Origin of the sequence: Salinicola lusitanus (assembly GCF_038648475.1) — a bacterium.
Taxonomy (GTDB): domain Bacteria; phylum Pseudomonadota; class Gammaproteobacteria; order Pseudomonadales; family Halomonadaceae; genus Salinicola; species Salinicola lusitanus.
Window position 1 is genome coordinate 1,413,555 of sequence record NZ_CP151919.1, and the last position, 15,525, is coordinate 1,429,079.

14 protein-coding genes are annotated in these 15,525 nt (G+C 59.3%); 5 read left to right on the plus strand and 9 right to left on the minus strand.

Annotated features, from left to right (window positions below):
• Nucleotides 1–57: 57 nt before the first annotated feature.
• The 8 genes from AAGT95_RS06505 to AAGT95_RS06540 all read right to left on the minus strand — a co-directional run bounded on the left by AAGT95_RS06505 (nucleotide 58) and on the right by AAGT95_RS06540 (nucleotide 8,370).
• Nucleotides 58–1,068 (minus strand): amidohydrolase family protein, encoded by a 1,011-nt coding sequence (locus tag AAGT95_RS06505; RefSeq protein WP_342595946.1) that lies wholly within the window; start codon nucleotides 1,066–1,068, stop codon nucleotides 58–60.
• Nucleotides 1,065–2,573, minus strand: coding sequence for a tripartite tricarboxylate transporter permease (locus AAGT95_RS06510; protein ID WP_342595947.1), 1,509 nt, complete (start codon nucleotides 2,571–2,573; stop codon nucleotides 1,065–1,067). The genes AAGT95_RS06505 and AAGT95_RS06510 overlap by 4 nt, the downstream gene beginning before the upstream one ends.
• Before the next feature lie 12 nt (nucleotides 2,574–2,585).
• Complete coding sequence (locus AAGT95_RS06515) at nucleotides 2,586–3,071, minus strand: tripartite tricarboxylate transporter TctB family protein (RefSeq protein ID WP_342595948.1); 486 nt, start codon at nucleotides 3,069–3,071, stop codon at nucleotides 2,586–2,588.
• A 130-nt stretch (nucleotides 3,072–3,201) separates the two neighbouring features.
• Nucleotides 3,202–4,062: a tripartite tricarboxylate transporter substrate binding protein gene (locus AAGT95_RS06520; RefSeq protein ID WP_342595949.1), complete on the minus strand. Its 861-nt coding sequence runs from the start codon at nucleotides 4,060–4,062 to the stop codon at nucleotides 3,202–3,204.
• A gap of 307 nt (nucleotides 4,063–4,369) precedes the next feature.
• Nucleotides 4,370–4,636: a hypothetical protein gene (locus AAGT95_RS06525; RefSeq protein ID WP_342595950.1), complete on the minus strand. Its 267-nt coding sequence runs from the start codon at nucleotides 4,634–4,636 to the stop codon at nucleotides 4,370–4,372.
• 116 nt (nucleotides 4,637–4,752) lie between these two features.
• On the minus strand, nucleotides 4,753–5,859 hold the full coding sequence (locus AAGT95_RS06530; RefSeq protein ID WP_342595951.1) for a hydroxyacid dehydrogenase: 1,107 nt from the start codon (nucleotides 5,857–5,859) through the stop codon (nucleotides 4,753–4,755).
• The gene (locus AAGT95_RS06535) at nucleotides 5,856–7,187 is read right to left on the minus strand and encodes an alpha-hydroxy acid oxidase (RefSeq protein WP_342595952.1); all 1,332 of its coding nucleotides are present in this window, start codon (nucleotides 7,185–7,187) and stop codon (nucleotides 5,856–5,858) included. The genes AAGT95_RS06530 and AAGT95_RS06535 overlap by 4 nt, the downstream gene beginning before the upstream one ends.
• A 103-nt stretch (nucleotides 7,188–7,290) precedes the next feature.
• A complete protein-coding gene (locus AAGT95_RS06540; protein WP_342595953.1) occupies nucleotides 7,291–8,370 on the minus strand; it encodes a 4-carboxy-4-hydroxy-2-oxoadipate aldolase/oxaloacetate decarboxylase in 1,080 nt (359 codons plus the stop codon).
• On the opposite strand from AAGT95_RS06540, the gene AAGT95_RS06545 reads away from it, so the two are divergent.
• The 3 genes from AAGT95_RS06545 (at nucleotide 8,315) to AAGT95_RS06555 (ending at nucleotide 11,334) form a co-directional block, all read left to right on the plus strand.
• Entirely contained in the window at nucleotides 8,315–9,262 is a 948-nt protein-coding gene (locus AAGT95_RS06545; protein WP_232822129.1) for a tripartite tricarboxylate transporter substrate binding protein, read from the plus strand. The genes AAGT95_RS06540 and AAGT95_RS06545 overlap by 56 nt on opposite strands.
• A gap of 62 nt (nucleotides 9,263–9,324) precedes the next feature.
• A complete protein-coding gene (locus tag AAGT95_RS06550) occupies nucleotides 9,325–9,789 on the plus strand; it encodes a tripartite tricarboxylate transporter TctB family protein (protein ID WP_110601915.1) in 465 nt (154 codons plus the stop codon).
• Nucleotides 9,790–9,792: 3 nt separating this feature from the next.
• Complete coding sequence (locus tag AAGT95_RS06555) at nucleotides 9,793–11,334, plus strand: tripartite tricarboxylate transporter permease (protein WP_342595954.1); 1,542 nt, start codon at nucleotides 9,793–9,795, stop codon at nucleotides 11,332–11,334.
• 56 nt (nucleotides 11,335–11,390) lie between these two features.
• On the opposite strand, the gene AAGT95_RS06560 is transcribed toward AAGT95_RS06555, so the two are convergent.
• On the minus strand, nucleotides 11,391–12,002 hold the full coding sequence (locus AAGT95_RS06560) for a GntR family transcriptional regulator (protein ID WP_232822128.1): 612 nt from the start codon (nucleotides 12,000–12,002) through the stop codon (nucleotides 11,391–11,393).
• 633 nt (nucleotides 12,003–12,635) lie between these two features.
• Here AAGT95_RS06560 and AAGT95_RS06565 point away from each other — a divergent pair.
• Together AAGT95_RS06565 and AAGT95_RS21640 are read left to right on the plus strand one after the other, a co-directional pair.
• Nucleotides 12,636–14,450 (plus strand): hypothetical protein, encoded by a 1,815-nt coding sequence (locus tag AAGT95_RS06565; RefSeq protein WP_342595955.1) that lies wholly within the window; start codon nucleotides 12,636–12,638, stop codon nucleotides 14,448–14,450.
• Nucleotides 14,451–14,612: 162 nt separating this feature from the next.
• On the plus strand, nucleotides 14,613–15,038 hold the full coding sequence (locus tag AAGT95_RS21640; RefSeq protein ID WP_425356048.1) for a DUF6884 domain-containing protein: 426 nt from the start codon (nucleotides 14,613–14,615) through the stop codon (nucleotides 15,036–15,038).
• The last annotated feature ends 487 nt before the right edge of the window (nucleotides 15,039–15,525 follow it).

The following is a 15,525-nucleotide window of genomic DNA, read 5'->3' on the forward strand; positions in this document are numbered from 1 at the left end:
CCTCATGGTCGTCGGGTGACTGCGGCCAAGGCGGCGTCGCCAGGTCCCGGTCACTGTTCACTGCCAGCCAGGGTCGAGGCCGTAGGTCTCGGCGGCCGTGCGCCAGAACAGGCGGTCCCGATCTGCCTGACCCAGGGGTTGGCTCAGTCGTTTGAAGGCATTCCACAGCGCGACGTAGGAGTACATGCCCTTGTCCACGGGGAAATTGCTTTCGAACATGGCGCGATGCGAGCCGAAGGCCTCGAGGCAGGTCTCCACATGGGGCGACCAGTCCGAGGCGAGCTGCGCGGAAGTCGGCGGTTCGGGATTCAGGTGATAGGCGTTGCCGAAAACCGTCAGGCCGAATCCGCCGATCTTGATGCGAGTATTGGGCAGCGCCGCCAGCCGCTGGATTCCCTGGCGCCAGGCCGCGAAATCCGCGGGGGTTCTGCCGCGGAACGGCCCCACCCCCAGCGGGCCGCCGCAGTGATCGATCACCACGGTGAGGTCCGGCAGGGCGCGAGCCAGCGCTTCTACCTCCTGAAGCTGGGTCTGATAGGCCCAGACATCCAGCGTGAGTCCCGCCCGGGCCACTTGCGCGGCGCCCTCGCGGAAGGCCCTGGCGCGCAGCAGGCCATCCGGTGCCGGCCGGGGGTTGGAGCGTACGGCCGGATCGGGATGATAGGCGGTGGTGTTACGAATGCCGCGCACGCTACCGGGCGCAATGGCGCATAGCGCCTCGAGCGTCTCTCGAACCTGGCTGCCGGCCAGCAGATCGGCGAAGGCGACGATGCCGAGCGGGTAATTCGGGGCGCCAGCGCTCCACTCGAGTACCGTTTCGACTTCGCCTAGCGGTTTGAGGGCCTCGGGCCCCGCATCGCGATACCCGGTGCGGCACTGGACGTAGAGGCTCGCGCGAACGTCGTGACCCTGGGCGACATCCGCCAGGAACTCGTCGGTGCGGTAGCGGCCCTCTTCCCGGTCCCAGAGATGGTGATGCGCATCGAGGATCTTTTGCTCGGGCATCAGGATCGGTTCCCGGTGGCGAGCCAGCCACGACTCCCGGATCGTCGCGTGTGGCGTCTTCATCCCGCTACCTTGCTGGCCTTTCTGGCGCGCAGACGTCGCGAGATGAGCGGCGAGACGATGACCAGCAGCACCATGGCGATGAGCACCTTGGCGGTGGGGCTCGACGCCAGAATGCTCCAGTCACCACCGCCGATCCTCAGCGCCAGACGCAGGTTCTGCTCCGCGAAACCGCCGAGGATCAGGCCCAGCACCACCGGCGGCAGCGGGAACTTCAGCTTGTCCATGAAGTAGCCAATGAGGCCGAAGCCCAGCATCAGATAGACATCGAACATGCGATTGTTGATCGAGTAGACGCCGATGAAGACCAGAGCAATGATGATGGCGCCGAGTAGCGGCCGCGGCAGGCGCAGTACCTGAGCGAAGCTGTTCGTCGCCAGGGCGCCGCCCAGGAAGATCAGCAGGATGGCGGCGAACAGGAATTGCCACATGAAGCCGAAGACGATCTCGGGGTTGTCACGGAAAAGCATCGGCCCCGGCTGGAGACCATGGATCAGCAGTCCGCCCAGCATGACGGCGGCGACGGCGGTGCCCGGAATCCCCAGGGTCAGGGCCGGGATCAGCGCGGCGGCGGTATCGGCATTGTTCGACGTCTCGGACGCCGCGACGCCCTCGGGCTCGCCCTTGCCCCAGTCATCCGGGTTCTTGGAGGCACGCCGCGCTTCGTTGTAGCTGAGGAAGGCGGCCATCGATCCGCCGGCCCCCGGCAGGATGCCGACGAAGACCCCGATCACCGACGAGCGAAGCCAGGTCTTCCAGTACTTCAACATGCCGGGTATCGCCTTCCAGATGCTGGTCGTATTGAGGCGCCCGGTGTTCTTGGTGTCGAAGTCACGAACTTCTTCGAGCAGACCGATCGCCGGCGGCAGCGCGTAGAGACCCACCAGCAGCACGACGATGTTGATGCCATCCAGCAGCTCGAGATGGCCGAAGGTGTAACGCTCGTAGCCCGTGATCGTATCGACGCCGATCAAGGAGACGAACACGCCGAAAGCGGCGCTGATCAGCCCTTTGATGATGTCGCCGCCGAGCAGGAACACGATCGCCGACATGCCAAACACGGCAACCCAGAAGATCTCGGTCGGCCCGAATAGGAGCGTCACCTTGGCCAGCGGCGGCGCCAGCAGCATCAGAACCAGCGCCGAGGCGATACCGCCCAGAGCCGACGAGACCACCGCCACCTGCAGGGCGTAGCCGCCGCGCCCTTGTTGGGCCATCGGGTAGCCGTCGAAGCTCGTGGCGACGGCCGCCGGGGTGCCGGGGATGCGCAACAGCACGGCAGGAATCGATCCGCCGTACATGGCGCCGTTGTAGATGCCGGCCATCATGCCGAGCGCGACTAGCGGGTCCATGCCGAAGGTGAACGGAATGAGCACCGAAATCGCCATGGTGGCGCTGAGGCCCGGCAGGGCGCCGACGCAGATGCCGGCGATCACGCCGACCACGACTGCAAGGATATTGCCTAGGGACAGCACTGCCGGCAGTGCGTCGATGAGATTGCCGTACATGGGATGCCCTCGCTAGCGCAGAAAGAGTTCGGTGGGAAGTTCCTGGCCCATCAACAGCACGAAGATGATCGCGATGCCGCCGGTGAATATCAGATCGGCGAGCAGCAACCCCTTCAGGCTGCGATAGCCGAAACACCAGGCCACCGCGGGGATCATCACCGCGGTCGTGGTGTAGAAGCCGAGCAGGGCGACGCCTACGACGTAGAGGGCGATGGACGCTGCGATCCCGAGGAAACGGCGGGCGTTATCGAAAACCTGCGTGGGCGCGTAGGCGTCGCCTTGTCGCTTGAGGCGGATCACGCAGCGGGCGATCAAGAAGACGCCGAGTAGAACGAGCACCGACAGCATCGAGACCGGCAGCAACGCCGTCATCGCCGGCATCCCAGCGGTCCGCAGGAGCAGGGCGCCAGCTGCCAGAACGATGACGATGCCGGCGATCAGGTCCGGATCGAGGCGGCGAGAACGAGGGGACGATGGGGCGTTGGACTCGTGGTTCATGGTCTGTCTCATCAATGGAAGGACGAGGGGCCGACGTGTCTCGCCGCTGGCGCGAGCCGACTACGACTCTCTCGTGGCGAGAGTCGCAGGGATCATCGAGGGGGTGTCGGATGGCGCGGGCGAGTGACGCTTACTTCCAGGGCTGGGTTTCCCAGATCTGCTTGGCGAGCTCCAGCTGTTCGGCGTTGAGCGCCTCGAAGTCGTCACCCAGTGCAAGTTCGGTGGGATTGCCCGACTTGCGCATCGCGGTCTGAAAGTCCGGGTCGTCGTAGGTCTGCTGGAACGCGGCGAGCAGCTTCGACTCGACGTCTTCGGGCAGGCCGGCCGGCGCGACGAAGCCGCGCAGGGCGCCATTGACCAGGTCGTAACCCTGTTCCTGGAAGGTCGGGATATCCTCGGCCATGCTGGAGCGCGCTTTCGAGGCGATACCCAGAACGTTCAGCTCGTCGCGAAAATTGACCACTTCGGAGACGTTGATGATACCCATCGTCACGTGCCCCCCCATCAGCGCGCTGCGCGCCGGCGCCGAACCCGAGAAGGGAACGGTGATGTAGTCGGCGTCCGTGGCGCTGGAGAGCTTCTGCAGGAAGAAATGATCGTCGCCGCCGAGGCTGGACATGGCGACCGTCACCGCGCCCGAGCGGGCCTTGGCGGCCTCGACGAGCTTGTCCATGGTGTCGATGTCACTACTTTTTGGCGTCACGATCACATTGGGATCGTTAACGATATTGGCGAGATAGGTGAAGCTGTCAGCGTCGTAATCCGCGTTGCGGTCGAGGGTTCGTGCCATCGCCCCAGGCAGATTGTAGGTGCCGATCGTATAACCATCCGGATCGGCTTCGGCGACTGCCGTGATGCCGATCTGCCCGCTGGCTCCAGGCATGTTCTTGACGACCACGGACACGCCGTTACCCAGGTACTTCTCCAGATAAGGGGCGATATTTCTGGCCATGACGTCGGTGCCGCCACCCGCGGCGAAGCCGACGATCATGTCGATTTTCTTTTCAGGATAATCTGCCAGAGCGCTCGTGGTAGTGATGCATGAGACGATAAGCGCTGCGGCGACCGAAAGCGATTTGAATCCCATTTTTGTGCCCTCAAGACTCTCAATTCGTCCGGCCAGTTAAGGGCACATCAAAGGGGGGGCTAAAGCGAATATTTTTATTGGGCGTGGTTAATTTTTTTTCACACAAGGAATTAGGGTTGTGAATCGAGACTTTGGTCTAAAGTTTCGCAACTTTACTTAAATGATGTCCGGCATTGTGTCAATCAGACCAATTGTTCGGCGAGTTCGTGCACTACTCCGGGTGTCGAGAGTGTCGGATGCTTCGAATATCTAAATTGTCAGGTTGGCGAGATGCCGCCTGGTGGTCGGTGCCGCCCCAAAGGCGCAAGCACGACATCGCGATACGATTAATCCCCAAGAGACGGGCGATCCGCTGGAGATCGGCGGTATTGGCGGCGATATCGCCGCTGAAGCCGGCCGTCGACAGCTCGGCGAGGAATCGGCGATAGCGCTCGGGCAGCGTCAGCTCGGCGCTGCCCCGGTCAAGGCGTGTCATCATTCCCAAGTCCAGCGCTCGAAATCAAACTATCAGGGTGAGATACCAATCGATTGGGTATTTCGATTGCACGAACATGCTAGGCCGTCGGTCTTGAAAAAAGCCAAGGCTTTCATGCTTTATCGACAAGCCTTCGTTGGATGTTTTCCGAATATCGCATGATAACGCTCAGCGTAAATTGGCCAGGCTTCGGGATTGAGCAAGCGCGGCGGGAATTCACCGTCCAGTGTTTCGATCAGTTGCCGTGTTGCCCAGGTTGCAATATTGCGCCGCGCCTCGTGAGTGACGCCGGCGGTGTGATACGTCGCCATCACGTTGGGCATGGCCAGCAGTGGATGGTCCAGAGGCGGGGGTTCAACGTCCCACACATCGATACCGGCTCCACCGATATGCCCGCTTTGAAGTGCCTCGGCCAGCGCCGCTTCCGAATGGATGCCACCGCGTGCCGTGGTGACGAAGAGTGCGCCGGGTTTCATGGCTGCAAAGGCGGACGCATCAAACATCCCAAGCGTGTCGGCCTTCCTCGGACAGTGCAGCGATACGATGTCCGATTCGGCCAGCAGCGCCGATAGGGACACCGGTTGGGCACCTCTCTCTCGAATCGTGTCCGCATTCAGGAACGGATCATAGGCGATCACCTCCATGCCGAACGCTCTGGCCAACGCGGCGACCCGCTTTCCGATATGGCCGATGCCTACGAGTCCGACTGTCTTGCCTTGCAGCTCGCGTCCCATGAGATCCTCGCGGGAGAAGGTGCCCCCTTGCCTCAGGCGGTGGTCATTCTCCGCGAGTCGCTTGTTGACTCCCAACATCATGCCCAAGGTGTGTTCGGCAACCGATTGGGCGTTGGCGCCGGATTGATTCATCACGAGGACGCCGGCACGGCTGCACGCCTCGATATCGACCGTGTCATAGCCGGACCCTGACGTGGAGACACAGAGGAGATTGGGCGTTCTGGCGAGCAGGGCTTCATTGGCGAACCAGCTCGGAGGGGTTTCATCCTTGGCCGAGGATATCTGGTAGGCGTGTGCCGCCTGCAGCACCTCTGCACAGTCGTCGAGGCGGCTGGCAGCGGGGAGCGTGGTCAGCGTGATATCGGGTCGAGTCTTGTAGATGGCCTGCATCGATTCGTCGTACCAGACATCGAGTCGAAAGACCGACTTGTCGAGAGACCGTTGCCGCGACGTCGTCTCTAGTGGTGTCGGCGCACTGTGTCGATGATTCAATTTTCGCTCCTCGCTTCCTGACGATGATTCTCTCGATCGGTGTGATGATCTCGATGTGACGGATTTTCTGGACTGTCGTGACGACCTGGGTCGCTGTCATTCGACAAGCGGCGCTCCGCCATCGAGGTCAGCGCGACCAGATGATCCCGGCGCAACTGGTTCAGTTGTGTGATGCCCAGTAGTGCCATGTCTCGCCGGATCTCGGCCGACATGAGTTCGATGGCGTGCGCGACGCCCGGCTCGCCGCCGACGGCGGCGGCATAGGCGAACGGTCGCCCGATAAATACGAAGCGCGCCCCGAGAGCCAGGGCTTTCAGCACGTCCGTGCCGCGACGGAAACCGCTGTCGATCATGACCGGTAGGTCACCCACTGCCGCGATGATGTCGGCCAGCGCATGTAACGGCGAGATCGCCCCATCCAGCTGCCGGCCGCCGTGGTTGGATACGATGAGCGCGTCGACCCCGAGTGCCTGGGCTCTTTTCGCATCGGTGGGATGCAGGACACTCTTGAGTACCAGCCGGCCCCGCCAGATGTCGCGAATGAATGCCAGATCGTCCCAGTTCAAATGGCCCCGGTCGGAGATATCTCTGTCGACATGGGGGGAGAAAATAGGGGCGCCGCGGGAAGCGTAGTTGTTCTCGAAGTGCGGCATCCCGTGGCGATGGAGCGTTCTCAGGAAGGTGTTGAACAGCCATCCGGGATGTGAAATGCCATCCCAGGCCAGTCTGACCGACGGCTTCATGGGGGAGGAGAAGCCGGCTCGACGGTTGTTGTCCGGGTTCGTGGCAACCGGCGTATCCAGGGTGATCACCAGCGTGGTGAACCCCGCTGCCTGGACGCGTGCCACCAGCGACCGAATGGCCTCGCGCCCGGCCGGTAGATAGGCCTGGAACCAGGTCGAATCTCCTCGCCCGGCGAGGGTTTCCATACGGATTAGCGATGAGCCGCTCATGATCATCGGGATGCCCGCCGATGCGGCGGCGTCAGCGAGGACGATGTCAGCCCGGTAGGCCCACAGTGCGCCGAGTCCCATCGGTGCGATACCGAATGGTGAGGACAGCGGCAGGTCGAAGAGGGTCGTGGTCTGGCTCACTTGAGAGACATCCACCAACACCCGTGGCATGAAGCCATAATCGCCAAAGGCATGCCGGTTGGCTCTGAACGATTGACCCTCTTCTGCGGCATTGGCGATGTAGGAAAAGATGGAGTGGGGCAGATACCGACGAGCCGCCGCCTCGAAGTCGTGCAGGTTGTGAATACGGGCCAGCCGTCGACGGATTACCGCCGATCGAGCGTCAGCGAGAAGGGGGCGGATTGAGATCGGCATCGAGCGTTCCGTCATTCAGTCTAGCGGGGCCGGCGATCAAGGGGATTGGGTCTTCGCGCAACACCCTCATCCCGCGACGCGCCGGTCATTGACTAGCCAGGCTTTACTTCAAGCCCAGGCGGTCGAGGGTGCCGCGTAGATTCAGTAGATCGAGCGTGCTGGCCCCCTGCTCCAGTTCACGGCGGTACGCCTCTTCCTTCTCCTCGCGCGCCTGGGAGGCCGTGATGACGTCATCGAGCGCTTCGCTTGCCACCACCACCACGCCATCCCGATCGCCGACCACGATGTCGCCGGCACGTATCGCCACGCCGCCGCACTGGATCGTTTCGTTGACCTTGCCCGATTGATGCTTGTGCGTTCCCTTGATCGAGAGCCCGCGGCAGAACACTGGAAAGCGGGATTCGATGATGGTGTCGGCGTCGCGCACCATGCCGTCGATGATCAGGCCGCTGATGCCCGCCAGCGTGGCCGCCAGCGTCAGAATATCCCCCCATGGCCCCCCTTCGGTGAAGCCCTTGGCATCGACGACCAGCACGTCACCCGGCCTTGCCTTGGAGATGGCGTAGTGAATCAGCAGATTGTCGCCGGGCGAGCAGTCCACGGTCAGTGCCCTGCCGGCCACTCTCAGCGTTGGATCCAGCGGCTTGATACCGGAATCCATGGCGCCACGCTGACCTTGAGCTTCATGAATCGTTGCACTGCCCAATGTCTTCAGCGTGTCCATGACGGTCTGTGAGGTCATTCGTTGGCCCTTCCCTGAGTGAGGAGATCGTCCGGTGCGCAAGGTCTCGTCAGCGCAGGACATCGACAAGAACAATAAAAAAACAATAAAGATGGCCTGTCTACAAAATCTTCCTTTTTCCAATGCGAGACAAAAGTATAATGAAGGTAAAATATATTGATATTCAATTATTTGTAGGCCGTACTCGGTTTCTGGACAGAGCGGTTGAAATCGCCGCTTGAGCCAATGAGACACCTGTGATTCGATGATTTTGTTTTTTATTAGAACAATAATCGAAAGACGAACGATATCAGTCGTTTTCGACATCCATCCGAGCACAGCTCGCCAAGCCAGTACGTCCGTTGAGGCGATGGCGGCGAAAAAGGAGAGGCCCATGAAGCCTGGCATGAAGACAAGAACCGTTGCGATCGCCGCCATCATGCTGATGCCGTTGTCGGCCATGGCCGATTATCCCGAGCGCGCCGTGCAGATGATCATCGGCTACTCCGCCGGAGGCGGCACGGATATCGCCGCGCGGACACTGGCTCCCTATATCGAGAAGGAATTGGGCACCGACATCACCGTCATCAACCGCCCCGGTGCCGGTGGTGAGGTCGGCTTCACGGCACTGGCCAACGCCGAGCCCGACGGTTACACCATCGGCTTCATCAATACGCCCAACGTGCTGACCATCCCGATCGAACGTGACACACGCTACGAACTTTCCGATTTCCAGCCGGTGGCCAGCGTCGTCGATGATCCCGATGGCTTCAACGTGGGGCCGGATAGCGAATTCGCCTCGCTCGAGGATCTGGTCGCCTACGCGAAGGAACACCCCGGCGAGATCACCTACGGCACGACCGGGGTGGGCTCGGACGATCACCTGGCCGCGCTGGCGCTGGAGCGCTTGGCGGGGATCGAGATGACCCACGTGCCCTTTCCCGGTGCTGCCGACGTACGTCAGGCATTGATGGGCGGGCACATCGAGATGGGGATATTCAACATTGGCGAAGCGGCGGCGGACGTGAAGGCCGGGCGAATCAAGATGCTGGCCCAGGCTGCAAGTCAGCGTTCGAAGGAATTACCCGATGTGCCGACGACTGCCGAAGCCGGTTACGAGCTGACTATTGGCTCGAACCGCGGCATCGCCGTTCCTGCCGGGGTCCCGGACGCGATCGTTCAGAAACTCTCCAGTGCCATCGAAGCGGCCATGAACAACGAAGAGTTCCAGAAGGCAGCCGCGCAGCAGTCGTTACCACTCGACTACCAGGACCCGACCACCTACCAGCAAACACTTCAGGACCTGCAGGCACGTTTTCAGACGCTTTGGGATGAATCTCCCTGGAGTCAGTGATTGGACGAGCCAGCCCCTGGCTGGCTCGCCACTTTTTATCCATCGCATTTGAGAGGAGCGCGATGATGCGTCAGGCAGCGGTAGAGACAGGCGTGGCACTCGCTGGCGCGATACTCAGCGTCTTCGGGCTTGTCCATGCGCTGGGTTTCACGCGAGATTCCGCCTATTTGCCCACCGTCGTGATGGGATTTCTGACCCTCCTGCTGGTGGTATGGGCTGTGAGGTCTGCGCTTGCCTTGCGTCATGAAGGTGGTGAATCGATGCGATTTTCGCCGGGCCATGTCAGAAGGTTTTTTACCTTGCTGGCAACCTCCATCGTCATGATCGTCGCTGCACCCAGGTTGGGATTCGCCACTACGTTTCTGCTGTTCGTACCTCTGAGTGGAATGCTCCTCGGCTATCGCAGAGGTAAGTGGCTGGTGGTCACGGCAATCATTTTCTCGCTGTTGATCTATGTGATTTTCCAGGTGGTGCTGGATAGACCACTACCTCCCGAAATGGCGCTGCGTCTTTTCACAGGGATATGACTCATGTGGGATTCCATTCTTTCCGCCCTCCCGTTGCTATTTTCACCCGCTGTCCTGCTCGCCATGGCCGGTGGTACGACCATCGGCGTGCTCATCGGTGCCCTGCCTGGGCTTTCGGCGACGATGGGGATCGCCGTGCTGATTCCGCTGACGTTCACCATGGATCCACTGGTTGCGCTCGGCATGATGGCGGGTATCTACAATGGCGCCATGTACGGCGGCGCAATTCCTGCCATTCTACTGCGTATTCCCGGTACGCCTGCCGGTATCGCCACGGTTTTCGACGGCCACCCCATGGCGAAAAAGGGCCAGGGGCTGGAGGCGATGAAGATCGCGTTGACGTCTTCGGCGATCGGCGGCTCGGTCAGTGCCCTGGCGCTGCTCTTTCTGAGTCCGCCGCTGGCCGCGATGGCGTTGAAGTTCGGCCCGGTGGAGGTTTTCTGGCTGGCGATCTTCGGGCTGGCGGCCATCTCCGTACTGCTGAGCGATGCGCCCATCAAGGGGCTCATCAGTGCCTGTCTCGGTCTCGTCATCGGTATGGTCGGGATCGACTCGATGACCGGTAACGAGCGCTTCACGTTCAATGTCATGGATCTCATGGGCGGCATCGACATCCTGGTGCTGCTCACCGGGCTCTATGCCATTCCGCCGGCTCTGACGCTGGCGCAGGAAGCCATGCTGCTGAGCAAGAACAGCATCGGCAGCGGCGGCAGGACGAGAAGCGGTATCGGCTGGAGACGATTGGTGCCGACCTGGTGCCGGGCATCGGTCATCGGCGTGATCGTAGGCATCATCCCGGGCACAGGGGGGAATATCGCAGCCATGCTCTCATGGAACGAGGCGCGGCGTGTGGCGAAGGACAAGTCGCGGTTCGGCAAGGGCGCGCCCGAAGGCGTCGCAGCGGCGGAGTGCGCCAACAACGCTGACAACGCGGCTTCCCTGATTCCCGCGTTGACCCTGGGGATCCCGGGCAGCAGCGTTTCTGCGGTCATCCTGGGCGGCTTACTGGTTCACGGCATGCTTCCGGGGCCGGACCTGTTCACGCGCTCCGCTCCCGTCACCTACGGTTTTATCCTGGCCATGCTGGTGACCTCGATCATGCTGTTCGTGATCGGTCGGCTTGGCGCGAGGCTGTTCATCAATGTGATGTACATGCCGCCGCTGCTCCTGGCGCCGATCATCATTGCCCTGACTACCATCGGCGTCTATGCCATTAACAACAGTCTGTTCGATGTGTGGCTCATGCTGGCGTTCGGGGTCATGGGGTGGGGCATGGAACGACTGAAAATTCCGCTGGCGCCTGCGGTATTGGCCGTCATTCTTGGCCCGGTGGCGGAATCGAACCTGCGCCGTGCGATGCTCATTGGCCGACATGAGGTGAGCTATCTCTTCTCCAGTACCATTGCCATCGTGATGGTGACGATCATTGTGCTGACCGTTCTGGTACCGGTCATTCGGCGGCTGCTGACCCACTACCGAGGGCGGCCGTCGAAACTGGCAATGGCGAGCGACCCCGAGCGGGCCCGTCAACGGTTTGAGCCTTGAGCGTCAGTGATCTGGGATAGGTTGGTCTAGCGCGTCTTTGGTGCGCTCGAGGCGCGCTATGTCTTATCCGCTTTTTCCCAAGGATCCCCTTTCGATTGGGCCGACTGCCTGGCCATGAAAACGCAGTAGGCCATGCGCAGGTGCACGCGCATGAGGTCTTCAGCGTAACTCTCCTCCCGTTGCTCGATCGCATCGATGATGTCCCTGTGTTGCTGCATCGAGCGCTGCATCTCTGCGTCGGAGTAGAGGTAATAGGAGCCTACCGTGATCGGTGAATCGACCAGCATCCTGACCATCTGCTTGAGCTGCGCAGAGCCAGATGCCGTCATCAGGATCTGATGGAATTTCTGATTTTCCGCCTGGATGCTGAACAGGTACTTGTCGGGCTGGTCCCGATAGAGTCCTTCGATCACGTCGGCATGACGATGCAATTGCGCGATCTGCTCCGCCGTCGCACGGCTAGCGGCCAGCCTGGCTGCGCGTGATTCCAACAGGATGCGCAGCTCGTAGATGTCCACGATATCGTCCTGCTGCCAGGGCGAAACGAATGAGCCGCGACCCTTCTCGTGATAGATCAGGCCGTCGTCCACGAGGCGCTGAATGGCTGCTCGAACCGGCGTCCGGCTGACCGCAAGCGTCTCGGCTAGATGGGCTTCCTTGATCTGCATGTCCGAAGATAACTCTCCCGACATGATTTTTCTTCTGAGTGTCGTGTAGACCCGATCTGTGAGCTTTGTCATGGCTTGAATGCGATCACGCTAGACCGTCATGACGGTCGTCCGGAACCCTGGGCTGATGTCGATACCGTGCCAGCATCGCATCGGTGACAGGTAGTGTCATGTGGTGGGGTGATGGATCGTCCTCCGATGGATGGACATCTCACTCCAGATTCTGAATCTTAATATTGAATATGTGAATAATTTCTTTTAAAAACATAGGGTTATCACGACAGCGTTGTCGATTTTTTCCTTTTACTACCCATAGTGCTCCCCAGTTGGCCGTGGTTGGACCTTGGAAAGAATCTCTGGGCCGACTGAAGCTCTATCCATCACCGACGAGGAAGGCCAGCCCTTAACCGATCAGAAGCGTTTGGGAACGGATCCACCCTTTGCTCGTTCGCTCAAGGAGACAAAACGACGAATTTTCCAACCCCCCTCTGGCACAGCCGAGCAGTCTCAACGTGAGGGTCTCATTATTGAAGATAGTTAACCATCTGCCGATATACCTAGCGTAAAACGGCGAGACCCTTAACTTCTCCGAGGTCCTTTGCCGCCCACTGAGATCCAACCTGGGAGTCAGAGATGAGCCAGAAGCAATGGCCGTGCGATGAGGTGTTACTCGAACGGCTGCAAAAAGCCCTCCCCGAGGAAATCGATGTATTGGTCGATGTGATCACTAATTCGGGCAAGGGGCGCACCAGTCTGGCTGCTGAATATAAAAGAGCATTGGTCTTCGCGAGGCAGAACCCCGAACCCGGCCGATACGATGACAGTGTACTCAGTTTGATCGCTTTCGAAGCTCAGGCGTTTGGCGGCCACTCCATCGCGAACGTCACACGTCGAATCCTAAAACGCCCCACAGCCATCTATGACGAGATCGTTGGGGACGTCTTCAAAAAGTTGAATGGTACGGATAATGAGGGCAAAACCAGTGAGCAGAAGGAGCGCGAGATTGCGCTAGCCCTATTTGGCGATGAATGGCGGGATTTGAGCCCGGCCGAGTGTCTGGAAAAAAGCACCAGCACTCGAGTGCTGTCTGGAGCGTTCTTCATTCCCCGTGACATCAGCGACAAAGCGCGCGGATTTACCTCGAAGGTTTTTAACAGCAAGACCAAAACGCTAGCAGCTGCGGTCGGCATGCGGTTGAACCCAGCGGGAGCACTGATCGGCGCAGGTCTCGCTGTCAATAGTGTGCTCTCTGAAGCCTATCGAGTAACCATACCCTTTGTGGCGCAAATGGGATGGATAAGCCTGCGGCAGCAACAGGATGCTGAGAAACCAACGAAAATGGTGCCGTCTCAAAGTTCGCTCTCGACTGCAGACGCCGCCGCGATCAATAGTCTGGAGCTAACCGACGACAACGGCGGGCCCCTCATGAAAATCAGCCTGTTCGACCGTGAGCCCGAAGTGTCAGGTAGTGATTTGTCGGATGAGCAAATCAGTATGCTGAATCCGCTGTTATCCAATATTCCGGGGCTGGCAGCGATGGCAGAACAGCAGCGGGGTAATTATGTGCTATGCAGTTTGCCATTTAGCTCTTTGACTGAAGCCAAAAGTCAGGAAGGAGCGCGAGCTTTTATCACTCATGGAGGGCGCTTTAAGGAACATGCGACCCTGAGCAAGCCGGAGGCTTTACAAAATGTTCTGGTTAGCGGAGCTATATGGAATGTCGTATCTACTGCAGTGGCACAGAAGCACCTACATGACATCAATGAAAAGCTGACAAAAATCATTCGACAGATTGATGCCTTGCAGGCAGATTTCGACAATGAGCGACGATATAAGCTAGAAGGTATGATCCAGTATATTCAGAGCCTTCTGGATCACTATCCTATCGAGGGTATCGATGGGGCTGCTCAGAATCACTTGGAACAGCGGCTTATTGATTTATACGAATTGGAACGCCATTTTAAAGATAGAATCTCAAGAGAAGAAGAGCTCGCTAGAAAAATAGAGCAAGGTAAAATCCTGACTGCCAAGAGCTCACGTCTAAAGCTTGAGGAGAGTCTCGCGAAGCAACAGGAGTGGACGACCGCTTATCTTCAAGTCGTGCAGCTACGTGTCGTCAGCTACGCTCTACTCTATATAGCCAACCCGCTATCTCGTTATCGAACCGAAGCATGTCGAATTATCGATGGCCTAGCCGATCTGCCTGGGGCCGCATCCCGAAACCAACAGATTTTCAGCGCTCAAATGTCGATGAGCCATTCATTTCTTTCCTCTGCACAAGAAGACCAGAAACAGCGTTATGCAGCCAAACTTGAAGCTTTGACTCACTCTTTGAAAGAAGGCCCTACGGTTGCGCAGCAGCTGTACCAACATTTTTTCGATCAATCGGATCGCAGGATGCTTTTGCGGATAGAAGAAGGCAAAGCAGTGGAGGGGCAGTTGCTATAACAGAAGGCGAGTATGAGAAAATCCATGCCTTTTATTGGTCTCGGACGGGGCAAGTGAAAATAATGTGGCCGAACCTTTTAGAATAAATGGCCTTTAAGAGTTGAATGCAAATAAGATCCAAAGGCCGGGTTACGGACGTTGTCCAATGGTAAGGAGCCTCCTTTGAAGATTGCTCTTGTCTCATGCGTAAAGACCAAACAGTCTGTTCCAGCTCCGGCTGGGGAGCTTTATACCTCCAACCTGTTCCGCAGTTTGCGAGCTTACGCTCGTCGGCAGGCCGATTGTTGGTACGTTCTTTCTGCCGAACACGGTCTTCTAGCGCCAGAGACTGTCATCGCGCCCTACGAGCGGACTCTGAATCGTATGCCCATCGCTGATCGACGCGCCTGGGCCGCTCGTGTTTGCCACTCACTGAGCGAAGCAATTCCTTCTGACGCGTCGATTTTGATGCTGGCAGGCGAGCGCTATCGAGAAAACCTGATGCCCTGGTTAGCAGCGAGAGGTCACACCGTGGAAGTGCCTTTGGCAGGCAAGCGTTTCGGTCATCAACTCAGCTGGCTACGGGATCAAGTGGGAAGATCAGTATGACGCGCGATCAGGCCCATCACCATTTTCACGAGCAGTTGGCGAGGTTGCTCACTCAGGAGGGGCAGGGGTTGCCGCTTGCCCACTATAGCGGCCAATCGGCACTTCCTCGTGCAGGGCTCTATCTATTCATCGATCCCCACGAGCAACCTGTACATCCGGCCGTGCCGGGCCGAATCGTGCGGGTAGGAACTCATGGTGTTGCAGCAGGCTCACGATCTACGCTTTGGCAGCGACTGAGGGCCCATAAGGGGGCTCAAGCCGGGAGCGGGAACCATCGAGGGTCTGTCTTCCGCTTGCACATTGGGACGGCCCTACAGGCTCGTGATTGTCATGAGCTGCCTTGGTGGGGACGTGGCAGTTCGCGGCCAGTCGAATTGAAAGCGGATTTGGCCGCACTAGAAAAAGAGAAAGCCCATGAGCAGCGAGTCAGCGCCTATCTAGGAGAGCTGCACCTGGCTTGGCTCGAGGTATCCGGAGAGTCCGAGGC

What these genes read in the sequence shown, in the direction of transcription:
- AAGT95_RS06560 (WP_232822128.1), bottom strand. Translation starts at nt 12,002, where the DNA reads ATGCAGATCAAGGAAGCCCATCTAGCCGAGACGCTTGCGGTCAGCCGG.
- AAGT95_RS06555 (WP_342595954.1), top strand. Translation starts at nt 9,793, where the DNA reads ATGTGGGATTCCATTCTTTCCGCCCTCCCGTTGCTATTTTCACCCGCT.
- AAGT95_RS06565 (WP_342595955.1), top strand. Translation starts at nt 12,636, where the DNA reads ATGAGCCAGAAGCAATGGCCGTGCGATGAGGTGTTACTCGAACGGCTG.
- AAGT95_RS06505 (WP_342595946.1), bottom strand. Translation starts at nt 1,068, where the DNA reads ATGAAGACGCCACACGCGACGATCCGGGAGTCGTGGCTGGCTCGCCAC.
- AAGT95_RS06535 (WP_342595952.1), bottom strand. Translation starts at nt 7,187, where the DNA reads ATGCCGATCTCAATCCGCCCCCTTCTCGCTGACGCTCGATCGGCGGTA.
- AAGT95_RS06540 (WP_342595953.1), bottom strand. Translation starts at nt 8,370, where the DNA reads ATGGCCGACAACGGCATCAGCATGATGGCGGCGATCGCAACGGTTCTT.
- AAGT95_RS06515 (WP_342595948.1), bottom strand. Translation starts at nt 3,071, where the DNA reads ATGAACCACGAGTCCAACGCCCCATCGTCCCCTCGTTCTCGCCGCCTC.
- AAGT95_RS06550 (WP_110601915.1), top strand. Translation starts at nt 9,325, where the DNA reads ATGATGCGTCAGGCAGCGGTAGAGACAGGCGTGGCACTCGCTGGCGCG.
- AAGT95_RS06525 (WP_342595950.1), bottom strand. Translation starts at nt 4,636, where the DNA reads ATGATGACACGCCTTGACCGGGGCAGCGCCGAGCTGACGCTGCCCGAG.
- AAGT95_RS06545 (WP_232822129.1), top strand. Translation starts at nt 8,315, where the DNA reads ATGAAGACAAGAACCGTTGCGATCGCCGCCATCATGCTGATGCCGTTG.
- AAGT95_RS06520 (WP_342595949.1), bottom strand. Translation starts at nt 4,062, where the DNA reads ATGATCGTCGGCTTCGCCGCGGGTGGCGGCACCGACGTCATGGCCAGA.
- AAGT95_RS06510 (WP_342595947.1), bottom strand. Translation starts at nt 2,573, where the DNA reads ATGTACGGCAATCTCATCGACGCACTGCCGGCAGTGCTGTCCCTAGGC.